The organism is Paenibacillus harenae (assembly GCF_030812415.1).
Taxonomy (GTDB): Bacteria; Bacillota; Bacilli; order Paenibacillales; family Paenibacillaceae; genus Pristimantibacillus; species Pristimantibacillus harenae_A.
The window spans coordinates 540215-553045 of record NZ_JAUSST010000002.1 but is presented as its reverse complement, the minus strand read 5'-3'; the positions used below and the strand labels follow the sequence as shown (position 1 = coordinate 553045).

The 12831-nt window shown below is 49.3% G+C and carries 11 protein-coding genes and 2 pseudogenes; 1 reads left to right on the top strand and 12 read right to left on the bottom strand.

Annotation, left to right across the window (positions count from 1 at the left end):
• The first annotated feature begins 6 nt into the window (after positions 1–6).
• Positions 7–2265, top strand: coding sequence for an outer membrane protein assembly factor BamB family protein (locus J2T14_RS07360; protein WP_307469384.1), 2259 nt, complete (start codon positions 7–9; stop codon positions 2263–2265).
• A gap of 62 nt (positions 2266–2327) precedes the next feature.
• On the opposite strand, the gene J2T14_RS07355 is transcribed toward J2T14_RS07360, so the two are convergent.
• From J2T14_RS07355 to J2T14_RS07305, 12 genes and pseudogenes are all read right to left on the bottom strand, one after another.
• Complete coding sequence (locus J2T14_RS07355) at positions 2328–2780, bottom strand: GNAT family N-acetyltransferase (RefSeq protein ID WP_307203742.1); 453 nt, start codon at positions 2778–2780, stop codon at positions 2328–2330.
• 360 nt (positions 2781–3140) lie between these two features.
• On the bottom strand, positions 3141–3272 hold the full coding sequence (locus J2T14_RS30820) for a transposase (RefSeq protein ID WP_373458117.1): 132 nt from the start codon (positions 3270–3272) through the stop codon (positions 3141–3143).
• Positions 3273–3484: 212 nt separating this feature from the next.
• On the bottom strand, positions 3485–4219 hold the full coding sequence (gene tatC / locus J2T14_RS07350) for a twin-arginine translocase subunit TatC (protein ID WP_307203740.1): 735 nt from the start codon (positions 4217–4219) through the stop codon (positions 3485–3487).
• A gap of 1 nt (position 4220) precedes the next feature.
• Positions 4221–4433 carry a twin-arginine translocase TatA/TatE family subunit gene (gene tatA / locus J2T14_RS07345; RefSeq protein ID WP_307203739.1) on the bottom strand — a complete coding sequence of 71 codons (213 nt, stop codon included), beginning with the start codon at positions 4431–4433 and terminating at the stop codon, positions 4221–4223.
• Between the two features lie 74 nt (positions 4434–4507).
• On the bottom strand, positions 4508–6145 hold the full coding sequence (locus J2T14_RS07340) for a PhoX family protein (protein ID WP_307469379.1): 1638 nt from the start codon (positions 6143–6145) through the stop codon (positions 4508–4510).
• Positions 6146–6308: 163 nt separating this feature from the next.
• Positions 6309–6935, bottom strand: a complete 627-nt coding sequence (locus J2T14_RS07335) for a polysaccharide deacetylase family protein (RefSeq protein WP_307469373.1) — start codon at positions 6933–6935, stop codon at positions 6309–6311.
• A gap of 89 nt (positions 6936–7024) precedes the next feature.
• Positions 7025–7243: pseudogene (locus J2T14_RS07330) on the bottom strand (carbohydrate ABC transporter permease); the annotation flags it as partial.
• 24 nt (positions 7244–7267) lie between these two features.
• Positions 7268–9031: a sensor histidine kinase gene (locus tag J2T14_RS07325; protein WP_307469371.1), complete on the bottom strand. Its 1764-nt coding sequence runs from the start codon at positions 9029–9031 to the stop codon at positions 7268–7270.
• A 14-nt stretch (positions 9032–9045) separates the two neighbouring features.
• Positions 9046–9336 (bottom strand): annotated as a pseudogene (locus J2T14_RS07320) (helix-turn-helix domain-containing protein); the annotation flags it as partial.
• A gap of 31 nt (positions 9337–9367) precedes the next feature.
• Positions 9368–9532, bottom strand: coding sequence for a hypothetical protein (locus J2T14_RS07315; protein ID WP_307469369.1), 165 nt, complete (start codon positions 9530–9532; stop codon positions 9368–9370).
• 239 nt (positions 9533–9771) lie between these two features.
• Positions 9772–11859 (bottom strand): alpha-glucuronidase family glycosyl hydrolase, encoded by a 2088-nt coding sequence (locus tag J2T14_RS07310; RefSeq protein WP_307469367.1) that lies wholly within the window; start codon positions 11857–11859, stop codon positions 9772–9774.
• A gap of 114 nt (positions 11860–11973) precedes the next feature.
• The gene (locus tag J2T14_RS07305; protein WP_307469364.1) at positions 11974–12771 is read right to left on the bottom strand and encodes a Nif3-like dinuclear metal center hexameric protein; all 798 of its coding nucleotides are present in this window, start codon (positions 12769–12771) and stop codon (positions 11974–11976) included.
• Between the last annotated feature and the right edge of the window lie 60 nt (positions 12772–12831).

Sequence of the window (12831 nt, the reverse complement as noted above, 5' to 3'; positions counted from 1 at the left end):
GTTTGAATGCATTTCCCTCGCCAGAAAAAAAGGTTCCGTATCGTTCTCGTTATATCGCTAGCCGCAGCTCTTAATTCGATGATTGGCTGCGACACGAACGTTCAGCCTGTTGCAACCCAGATGCCTACATCGGCTGCCGAGCCAACTCTAATGTCAACAACCATTCCGCTCCAACTGGAAGCGGTAGACGGCCAGGTCACGCTAAGCTCGTTAGCGCCTATCTTCGCAGGAGAAGCCGATATTTCGTCGATTCCGCTCGAAGCCAGCTACTATGGCAAAGCAGGCGATGTATTTAAAGTGTCGGAGCGGCGAGGAGAATGGATAGCCTTTTCCACCGAAGAAGCCGGGCTCGTATGGCTTCCGATCTGGTACGGTACAGACGCCGCCAAAGACATTCAGGTGAGTGAGCCGTCACTGCTGAAGATCAAGCCTGGCTCCAGGTTTGCGTTATTTCCCGGCAGCACGCTGACGGCGGACGGCATCCATCTTGGCAAGTCGATCTATAGCGCCATCCGTTGGAAAGACTGGTACGGCGTTCTTCAATCGCCGGTTCGCCCCTATGGCGATCATCATGTGAATCGCCCTGTATTGCTATGGTTATCCGCTGCAGACATCGAGCTGAACGAAACCGTACACGGCGGCATTCTCGATCCGGGCACGTCGCTTCCGATAAATGAAGCCATATCGATAATCGAGTCTACAATGTCCAAAGGAACCGGTGTAACAGAGGTAAGACAATTGCTGGGCGAGCCGCATTTTATCGAAACATCACGCAATCTGAGCCAGACAGATCAGACGATGCGCCTTGGCGTTACTTGGCGTTATGAGCTTGGCGAAGTGCATTTTACGATTACGTTCAACGAGGAGGGGAAGGTTGAGGAATGGCATCTGATTCAGGCTGCAAGACTTGCCGAGCAAGCAGAGGTTGGCGCGTACTCGTATCCTTATGAGTACGTGCATGAATATCGCGTTCTTCCGCCGAGTCCTACCAGAGCTGTCGACTGGACATGGCGAAATGAATATAACCTTGGCCATACGTATCTGCAGGCGGTCACGGATCGCATTCTGCTGCTCATAGGAGATGACGGCGGATTTAGCGGCATGCATGATAACGCTGGGCTATACGCGGTCGACCGGAAGACCGGCGAGACGTTGTGGAGGATCGATGCCGGGTTTGGCGGCTTCGATGCTTACATGGACAGTAATCGCGAATATGCCAACGTATTCATCGACTATGATCCCGCTGCAAAAAAATATGTACAGCGCGTAAGCCGCATTAGGCTGTCTGACGGCAAACCCGTATGGACGTTCGACGGCACGAAGATTGGCAAATCCTTCAGAGCAGCTAGAGCGCAAAACACCCTTATTTTATACACCGGTCAGTCAGAAACGAATGGCGAAGGCAAGCTTATTGCCCTTAATGCCAAAACCGGAAAACAAAGATGGAGCAAGCCGATCAAAAGTAATTATGAAATCATAAGCGATGGCGAACGATATGCCACGATTATGATCGTTCAGAATAATAAATTGCAGGCATTGGATCCGCTTACGGGCAAGCTGCTATGGGAGACGGAATCGGAAGGCACCCAATCTGAAACGCCAAGCTTGTACTCACGGCCATTCATTGAGCCGCCTGGCAATCCGTTCGAGCCCGAGAAGCTGGAGAAGTGGATCATGCTTGGCAACGAGCTTCTGTTAATGGATATAAGCACGAAGTCGAAGCAGGTTAAGGCTAGATATATGATCGGCAGCCACGAGCTCGTTTTTGCGCTGGACTTGCGTTACTTGCTCATTCAACAGCCGATCGATGGCGACGGACACGCCGATCCGAAGCAATATAAGACTGCTTTGTACGACACGGCTAGCGGCAAGACCTTATGGACCATTCCAGGCAAAGGGGCGGGAGCGGTCTTCGATGGCGATGCCGTCTACATGACCGTGAACAACATACCGACGGCCGTAAACAAATCCGACGGCCGTATTCGTTGGCAAACTGAAGCATCCACTCTTGACACAACCGCGTCGTATTACGGATCAGGTATAATCATCCCGCTAGACGATAAGCTGCTGCTCTCGTACGACAAAGATTTGTTAGTGCTTGATAAGCAAACCGGCAAGCAGATGAACCGCATCCATGACGTCATGTTTGGGTATCCCGAATTGCGCTTAAGAAATATAATAAACGGCTTAATGAACCGCGAAGGGAATGATTTGTATATCGGCTCCAGCTACGGCTATTTCTCGAGAATGAAGCTTGATTTCTAATTACGGGACAACAAATGAAGAAGCTGACTCGGACGCGCGACTCAGCTTCTTCATGCGTTTATTTACAAATCTTGCGATAGCCGAACCATATCGACCACCTGAATGCCGTTTTCATAGATGGGCTCATCATAATGCCTTATGAAGAAATCCCTGTCGATGCCGACCATTCTGAATCCGCATTTCTGATAGAGCGCGAGCTGACCGACGCCCGAGTTGCCCGTGCCGATCTCGATCGTCTTGTAGCCAAGCTGCTTAGCGGTCTGGATCGCATGATTGACTAACTGCTTGCCGACGCCTCTGCCCTGCTCGCTCTCGGCGACTGCTACATTCACGATCTCGATCGTCTCCGGCCTTGTCGGCAGCAATACATAGACGCCTATAATAACGCCGCCGGCTTCGGCAACCATGCATTGTCCCCGGTTCAAATATTCGTTCACCAGCTTCTCCGACGGATCGGCCATTAGCAGCAGCTCCATCGGCGGAGGCTCGCGGTAAGCCAGCATTCTAATTTGCATCGTGAACTCTCCTTGCCTAATCGTTTGCTATGGATCTGATCTCAGCTTCTCCCTTTCGCCTGTTATTAAGACGTACAACACGGGGTCATGGTTTCAAAGGACACAATTTGAAAGATGGGGCAGGTAATGTTTACGTTAATTAGCAATTAACAATCCATTCAGAAAGGGGCTATTTTAGGCGAAAAGTGTTCACGTGGCCATTAGAGGCCAGATTTTTTTTGATCCACGACAATTGGGTGGAGGCCTTTCCAACCTCGGCGTAGAGTCCGTGATTTGCTATTCGTAATCCAGTTTCATTTTCATGATGCTTTTTCGATCGTCTACGAACAATTGCGAGAGGTTCTGAATCGCTTCCGTCTTTCACCGAGTGAGGACATTGGCATGGATACCATGCTCAGCTGCTAGCTGAGAAACGGATTTTTCTTCTTTCAAAATTTCCAGCACTAGACGCGCTTTTTCTTCGGGAGTGAACTTCCTTCTTGTAGGTTTCATACACTCCTTTTTCGCTGGCTAGTTTCTATGTAGCATTATAGTTTGGCCACCATTTGCTCGCTATAAATGCCGTTACCTTTTCATTCCGATAGTTATTTTCTATTATTGTAAAATAATTTAGTCCTTGATTAGTACTAAGGTGATAAAACCTGAACTATGTCTCACTAAACGCAAAGAGCAGCCTACATGGCTGCTCTTTGTTACGAACACAATTAACTCGTTACAATATCATTTTGCATTTTGAGCTGATTACGATATACAACTTTAGAAATCGTAATACTGATTTCATAAAGCAAGAATAACGGTACAATCACAATTATATCCGATAAAATATCCGGTGGCGTAATGGTAACCGCAATAATTACAAGAACGAAATAAGCCAGTTTACGCGCCTTTGCCAATCTATTCGGGTTCAAAATTCCAAGCTTGGTAAGAAACATAACAACCGCTGGCATTTCAAATAAAATACCAAACGGAACTGTCATATGGATCATGAAGGTAAAATATTTTTCGGCTGTATACATGGTGGCAAAATCATTCGCAGCCATCTCATTCATAAAATGAAGAACCATCGGGAACAAAATAAAGTAACCAAAACATATTCCAATCACAAATAAAAAAGTGATTCCTGGTATGAACAGCAATGTAGCTCGTTGCGCTTGTTCTGGTACTGCAGGTTGAACAAATTTCCATGTTTGATAAGCGGCAACTGGCAGTGTTACCGCAATAGCGACCACACCTGCAATCATAAAATACACCCACATTACATCTGATGGACCAAGCACGACCAGCTTTTGATCCATATCTCTTACCAGCCACTGATAAATATCACGTACGTATATGAAAGCCGCTACCATGGATACCAAGAAAGCGATGAGGGTACGTATGATACGTGCCCTCATTTCCTCCAAATGTCCAAGTAAATTTTGTTCGTTTTGATTTTTCATATTACTTATTCGGAAGGACGCTTTCCTGTCCCGCCTCAGGTTTCTTTTTCTCCTCGTCCTCGCCATTTACAAGACCGCGAGTAGCGCCTTTAAATTCACTTAACGTACGTCCAAACGCTTTACCGAGTTCTGGCAGCTTAGAAGGTCCGAAGATAATCAGGGCAATGATAAGAATCAAAACTAAACCACCAATTCCAATATTTCCGAATGGCATAATCAGTCATCTCCTAAAGAATAGTATTCAGCCACGGAGAAAATCCGTGGCTGATTGAAAAGAGTTAGTACCGCTTAGCCAAGCTTAAATCCGCTAATCGCGACGACACCGGATCTTGCCTTGCTATCGCCGGCACGGTGCGGCCATCTGCTTGTAGGTTTGTTCAGATCGGTCGTATTCTCGCCCGGATGCTGTATAGACAAGAACAGCGTCTGCTCGTCCGGCGTGAAGAACGGCCCAGTCAGTTCGCTCTCAACCGGCGCGGATGCGAACTGGAGCGCTTTCGCTTGGTCAGGTCCGCTCGTCGGAATAACGAACAGGCCGTTGTTCATGAACGATTTGTGCACGCCTTTATTTTGGCTGGAGCTGGAAATATCGGTAACGACCCACAGATGCCCGTTGGAATCGAAAGCCAGATTGTCAGGCGAGCTGAAGCCCGATTGACGGCCGCCAGCGGCGAAAATCTCAAAGTCGAACGTTAACGATCCGAGATCGCTGCCGCCCTCGAAAATACGCGTAATATGGCCGTGAATGTTGCCATGATTATCGTTGTTCGTATGGCAGATGAAGATCGTATTGTCGAATGGCGAAATTTCGATATCTTCCGGACGGTCCGTCGGCGTGCCTCCAACGAGCAGCGCAGCTTCCTGGCAAAAAGTAACGACATCGCCTTGCGTTACGAACTTCTTCTGCAATTCAGGCTTGTCCTTAATCGCTTTCGACACAGCTTCGAGCGTAACAGGCACCCATTCGCCTTTCTTCAAGTTGGCAACGTACAACGTGCCTTCCTCAAGCAGAGCAGAGTTGCCGCGACCCAGCGACTTGTTGTACTGGCCCTTCGAAATAAACTTATAGACGCAAGCGTCCTTCTTGTCGTCGCCCATATATACGACAACGCGGCCGTCCTTCGCTATTCCCATTGCCGTATTCTCATGATTGAAGCGTCCAAGTGCTGTATGCTTCTTTAAGTATTTCTTATCGAACGGATCAATCTCGATGACCCATCCGTAGTGCGTTTCAGGCAAGCTTGACGCAGCTGCCGTCTCCGCGAAGTTTTCTTCGCACGATAATACTGTATTCCAGAGTGTTACGCCGCCGGAGCAGTTCGCGAACGTGCCGACAGCCGTCGTCGCGCCGCCAAGCGCGGAACCGCCTTTTGCCGGACCGGTAAGATCAAACTTCGTATAGCCGTTGATTCTGCGGGCATGGGATGAATTAATATCCATCTTCCATACGCCCTTCTCGTCGCGATACACTTCGATGACAGACATGCCTTGGTAGTAAAGATTGTTGTGAAGCTGCTCCTTTGTCATCTTGCCATCCTTCACCGGGCCGAGCGAGAAGATTGTACTATATTCGTGGTTAGTGACGAGAAGCCCCCGTACGTTAGAGCCTTCAAGAGGGAAATAAGCGTTATAGTCGCTGCCTTCGCCGAAGCGCTCGCCAGCCGCGTTAATCACATCGTCGAAAGCAGCGACGACATCGTATTTGAAATTTTTTGGGAGCAGGAGCTTATCTTCCGAGGATGGAGCAATCGGTTCAAAATAGCCGCTTACACGATTCGTATTGAAGCCAAACAGATGATCTGCCGTGGATGACATGGCGGATGCTTTGCCATTCAGCGTTCCGAGGCCTGCGGATGCAGCTGCCAGGGCAGCAGCGCCCGTACCCAGATAAGACAGAAATGTTTTACGGTCAATCGTTTTGTTCAACTTGTCCACTCCTTATTAATTGTTTGATCTACACGATCAAGTGTAATAAGGAATTGTCAAGCTAGTATCACCTGCATTTGTAATTATTGTAAACGCGAATAAACAAAAGGAGCTGCTCCTGGGAACGCTCCTCACTAACGATTCACAGATCTTCCTTACGCGACTATACTGGTTCGGCCGTCTTCAGCAGCTCGCTTACCGTCACAAAGCGATAGCCCTGATGCATCAACTCGGGCACGAGCTGCTTTACAGCCTCTACCGTCTGCGAACGATCGCCATATCCGTCATGAAATATTAGAATGCCGCCGTTTCTTACTTGTTCCATCGTCTTGCTGACGATATGGTCAACGCCGGGAGCTGCCCAATCCATCGCCTCCATATTAACCGCGCCAATCATCTGGTAGTCCATGGCAGCAGCCTCAGCCGCGACTTCATCGTTGTAATCGATATAAGGCGGCCGGAATGTAGCCGGACTGCTGCCGGTTATTTCGATTATCAAAGCGTGAGTTCGCTCCAGCTGTTCCTTGCGCTCCGCATGAGCAATCTTCGTTAAATAAGGATGGTTATAGGTATGGTTGCCAATCTCATGGCCCTGACTATGTACCGCTCTAGCAACATCCGGGTAAGCCTCAATCGAACTTCCTATCATATAAAATGTCGCCTTCGCCCCATGCGCCGCCAGCACCTGCAGTAATTGTGGCGTATACGTCTCATCCGGTCCGTCATCGAACGTCATCGCAAGCAGCCGTTGCTTCGTCGTTGCTTCATGAATGATCCCGTTATTGCCCATCAGTATCCACCCGCCTTTTAAAAAGTTACACAATTGCAGAAATAGCCTGTCAGCGACAGGCTATTCTAACTGCATCCGATATTCTACTATTAACCCTTCACGCCGCCAAGTGTCAAGCCTTTGACAAAATAACGCTGTAGGAAGGGGTATACCATGATGATCGGCAAGCTTGCTACAATCGTCATTGTTGCCCGAATCGAGGTCGGCGTTACATAATTGCTGCCGCTTTGGCTCGCGCTGGCAGCAGCGCCCGCCACGTCTCCGCCGCTAATCGACGCGTTGGAGTTCTGCAGCATCTTCATCAGCTCGTTGCGAAAGCGCTTTGTTATAGGTCATATGTCTTCAGAATCGGATATTACAATCGTGATTTCCGTCCCTTGGACCGGCTCACTCCTAATCTGGAAGTCCGCCTTGTCTCCATAAAACCCTTTGAACCGCAAATAGACGTTGCGCATACCTACATTGTCGGAAACCGTGTCATCCTTATCTAGTCCAGCGAGCATGTGCGTTAGCTTCTCCTGCGGAATGCCTACGCCATTATCCTTAATCGTATAGGCAATCCCCGTTGCCATTCTCTCGATATGAATGTGAATCCATCCAGCCTCCTTGAGCGGCTCGATTCCGTGAATGCTTGCATTCTCGACAAGCGGCTGCAGCGTCATTTTCGGAATCATCGTCGACAGTACACTTTCATCGGCATGAATCGTATAATTCAACTTATCGCCGAACCGGTATTTCTGAATTTCAAGGAAACATGCGACAAGGTCTAGCTCGTCCTTGAGCGTAATCCAGTCCTTGCCCCAACTAAGCGACTTGCGGAATATCTTGGCCATATTATGAATGATCTTCGCCGTCTCAAGCTCGTCCTTCATCAAGCTTCGCATCCGAATCGTCTCCAGCGAATTGAACAGGAAATGCGGATTGATCTGGCTTTGCAGGGCATGAAGCTGCGATTGATTGCGGCTCAGCTGAAGCTCTTTCTTCTGAATGTCAGCGATATAGACATCGTCGATCAGAGACTTGATCTGCAGCGTCATCCGGTTAAACTCCTCCGTTAGCTGACCGATCTCATCCGCTGAAGGGGTATCGTTAATCGTCTCAAACGAATGGTTCTTTACCCGCTTCATCTGCTTAAGAATGCGGACAAGCCGATCGCTTAGCGACCGAGTGAACCATACGAGAATAAGTGTCGGAACGAGAATATTCGCAATTGACATATACACAACGAATAACTTCGATTTGCTAACGTCCTCCAGCACCTCACGCTCCTTGAACTCGCCAACGATTTTCCAGTCCTCCAGATAAGTAACGTTGCCGAAATCTTTTTCCAGCACGATCATATCACCGGACGAATCCGGCTGGTCATAGCGTATACTTCGTCCGCTTCCGTCATTAAGCGGTTGCTGCGGATCCGACGAATATTGAATTTCATTATTGCGAATTAAATAGACCGTTCCCTCGAGCGTAACGTTTTGCAGCATTTCTCTTATGGTTTGGGGATGCATATCGATCTTAATCAGCTTCTCTGCCGAACCATTGACACCAGAATCGACCATTTTCCGGATGATGCTCAGTGTATTAGGCGCAAGTCCTGGATACTCAGGATTATTGCGTTCCAGAGCCGGCTGCGCCGACAATTTGCTCATCACGCTTTTGTACCAATTCTGCTCACGAACGTGACTGTTGATTCTTTGCACACGCCCGCCATATAGAATCGTATCATTGGTGGAATAGATTGTGACCGCCTGAATAGCCTCATACACCGGACTGTATTTATCAAGCAAATTGATCATATACGTATGGTAATTTTCCACATAATCGGACTGATTGCCGTACTGTCTCTCAATATACTCATTCAATAACGTGTCATTGTATAGTACGGTCGATATGCCTACCGCCGACTCGATCTGATCATTAACTTCATTGCGTATTTGCTCGAGCCCCCGGTTGATATCAGCCAGCTTCTGCTTTTTCACGCTGCTCGTCGTCAAGTTAAAGAAGATGACGTTCGTCAGCACGACGGGAATGAGTACGGCAAGTACAAATACGATGATCATTTTATTGCGCAGCCGAATATCGTTCATTCGCTGGAACATACACTCACCTACCGTTATTTTTGTGATTTGCTGCGTGCGATTAATGATTGCTTGTATTCCGTTGGGGACTTGCCTTCTACCTTCTCGAATTGGGTGACGAAATAATCGGCGTTGCTGAAGCCTGCCTTCGCTGCAATCTCATATACTTTGCAGTCGGTCTACCTAAGCAGAAGCTTCGCCTCCTGCACCCGAAGACCGAGAACGTAATCGTTGAAATATACATGGTACGTCTTCTTGAAAAGCTAGCCCAAGTAAATGGGATTCATATAGAATTGTTTCGCAATACTTTTAAGGCTCATGTTCTCGCGATAATTCGCGTCGATATGCAGCTTGATCTTATGGATCGGGCTGTGTAACCTCGATCAGCCCCAGCGCTTCTTCACCGTCCGAAGCCTCCTCGGCCTCAATCGTATAGCCAAGCTCATGCCAAGGAATAAGAGCCCGCAAGCCTTTCCGTGCAAAAACTTCATCGTCGACGAGAATGACTTTTTCATCCTGCATCTTTCCTCCCTGCCATTTATTCGAAATGTTTTCAAAAAGCTACATGTAAACGGATACAAATTACACGAACATTGTAATTTAGAAGCACCGATAATTATAACTTCAAAGAAGTTCAAGCGTAACCCTACAATGATTAGTTTTTGGTATAAAATATTTAGTTTGTTCGATAACTGAACAAAAAAAAAGGCTCAGGACCACAGCCTGAGCCTCCATTCTCTTTTCGATTTTACGTTCCGTCTTTAAAAAATCGTCCTGCCCAGCTCGTCGGCGATGCCTGATTTGCGGCAGAAGTACGTGTTCAGCACATCTCGCCATTCCTTCGCATGCTCCGCTTGCTGGACCAGCCGCTCCCGCACAAGCCGATAGATCTCGGCGTCGATCGAGCGCTTAATGGAATCCCATCTCGTGACAAGCATTGCCGCTCTTTCCGTTCCTTCAAAGCGCGTATCATAAATATGCTGAATAACGGTTTTACCAGATTTAAGTTTGTGCGTATAAGGAACATGGTGGAAAAATAATAGCAGTTCGTCCGGACATTGTTCAAGAGACTCATATCGCTCGTACTGCGGCAGTGCATATTGTCCCGTATAACCCGTTCCCGAACGCACCGTACGATCAACGCCTATGCCGTTGCAGTCCGCAAAGTGGTATGTGCCCCACTTCGAATATTCGTAACCGTCCACGTTCGGGCCGTAATGATGCCCCGGATTTACCATCCAGCCTACTCCGAGCGGTGCAGTATAAGATTCGTAGATGGTTAGCGAATCAAGCAGCATATCCGTTATAACCCGCTGCGCATCCGGGTCGGCTCCGAACGTCATCGCCGTCCATTCGGCCGCAATCTCTTCCGCGTCTAAAGCCGGATTCCACGCCAGCCTTGCGAACCCGAACAGATTGGCTTGCGCCAGCGGATGTCCCGTCCAGCAACTGTCGTCGCCTACATTGGATACCGCCGCCATGCCGCCAAGCTTCGTGCCGAACAGCGCTCCGCTTGCCGCCGACGCAACCGTCGATCCTTCGCCCCTTGCGAAGGTATCGAAGTCCAACGCCTCCTTCCACTGCGGGACGAGATAACAAAGATGACGCTGCTGCCCGGTATACTCCTGCGTAATCTGCAGCTCCAGCAGTTGGTTCGTCCGCGACAATCCGCCAAATAGTGGCGACACAGGCTCGCGTACTTGAAAGTCCATCGGCCCGTTCTTAATCTGAAGCAGAACATTATCGCGGAACTGGCCGTCAAGCGGCTTAAAATGATCATACGCCGCGCGGGCACGATCGGTCGACCTGTCGCGCCAATCCTGCAAGCAGTTATAGACGAAGCAGCGCCATATGACATGTCCCCCAAACGGCGCAAGCGCATCCGCGAGCATATTCGCGCCGTCCGCATGGTTGCGGCCGTAAGTGAACGGTCCTGGCCGGAATTCGGAATCGGCCTTGACAACAAATCCTCCGAACGATGGCACATAGCGATAGATGTCCTTCGCCTTCGCTCTCCACCAGGCGGAGACGTCCGGATGAAGCGGGTCGGCCGTATCCAGTCCGCCGATCTCGATCGGACTTGCGAAGTTGACGCTTAAGTAGAGACGGATGCCGTAAGCGCCGAATACGTCTGCCACCTTTGCAACGTCCGGCAGTAATGGTTCCGTTATGAGCTTCGTTTCCTCACGATGAACGTTAACATTGTTGATCGCTACCGCGTTAATGCCCACCGACGCGAGCAAACGCGCGTAGTCCCGAATACGATCCCTATCGGCGACGATGCGATTGTCACGGAAAAAAATACTGTTGCCCGCATATCCACGCTCAATCGTACCGTCCATGTTGTCCCAATGATCGAGCATCCGCAGCCCGTTAACCGGCGTCTCGCGAATGGATAGCTTTCCGATTGGCTGATCAGTCTGGAGTAAGCGAAGCAGATGATATACCGCATAGAGCACGCCATTATCAGATGCTGCAAAGAGCCATATCGGGCCTGTCTCCTCTGCCTGGATGACGTAACCGTCCACGCCAAGCTCATCTAAATGACAGTCCTCTGGGATTCTGGCGTCACAGCGAGTGAAACTGTCGATGGTTCCACCAATAATGCCGAACGATTCACCGCCAGTGCCATTCATTTCCCTGGGCTTCACGCCTAACATCGTATCCAGCGCCGCCGCTAATTCGGTTCGCGCCGTATGAATAACGGGCGACTCGCCCATGATTTGTAATTGCGAGCATCGCACGCTGTAAGCCTCTCTCTTGTAAGCGTCCTCAATATGCGTATACCGAAGCCACCCCTCATAGCCTCCATTGCGTTTATCCTGTCGGTCATGTTGTTCTGTCGTCATTGCACCATACAGCCTCCTATCCATTTCGTATTTATATATCGTAACGAATAATAGGTCAAAAACAACCTGACAAACGATAGGATTCACTTTGAAAAAAATAGATTATCAGCACCGCTAAAGGAAGTTGAATAGCGGCGTTTGCTTCACGAAGCTTACCGGCACGCCATCGAACTCGCGCTCCAGCAACTTGGCCAAACGCTTCATGCCCGGTTCTTCGCTTTCCGCATGGCCGAGCAGTAAAATCGCGCGGCCTGTTCCTTGATATACTGCGTCGCGAACATATTCGGGAGTCTCCCATTCCGGTCCTTCGCCGGTTATAATGAGATCTAGATTGTAGCGGCTGAACAACGGGATCGAGTTCGCGCCGCCGCCGCGATAACCTGCCGATAACCCGATTAACCGGCACATCTTCGCCGGGTCGCCAACTACTCTGGCATGGGGTAAATCGAGCCTCCCTTTCGCATCAAGCGCAATTTCCTTAAGGGATTTTGCTTCTGGAAGTTCAATCACGGATGCATAAGACAGCTCATCCCGCTCATAGGTGCTAAGGCCAAGCGCCTCCTTCAGTCCTTCCGTAATGCCATCCGGCTTGTAAGCATGCCAATAATCATGGAAACGGTAAATTGCGATTCCCGATTGTTCAATTAATCGTCTCTTCTCCTCGACGACCGAATCATCCGGCCACTGCTCTCGTCCTCCCCGATGACTGAAATATTCGCCTTCATGGGTGATAAGCAGGTTAGCTCCCCTCGCAATCGTTTCTTCGATCGCATGCTGCGACGCTACGAAAGTGACGGCGATGCCCGTCACTTCCATCGATGGCTGCCCCGCATTCAGCCCATCCACCGTGTTGTCGATACGCCTGACCGGCCGTTCCAACCAGTCGATCACATCTTGAACGGTTATCGTCATTTCTTGTTCTCACTTCCCCTTGCATAATAAGCGCATTCACGCTGCTTTACTGCATCTTAC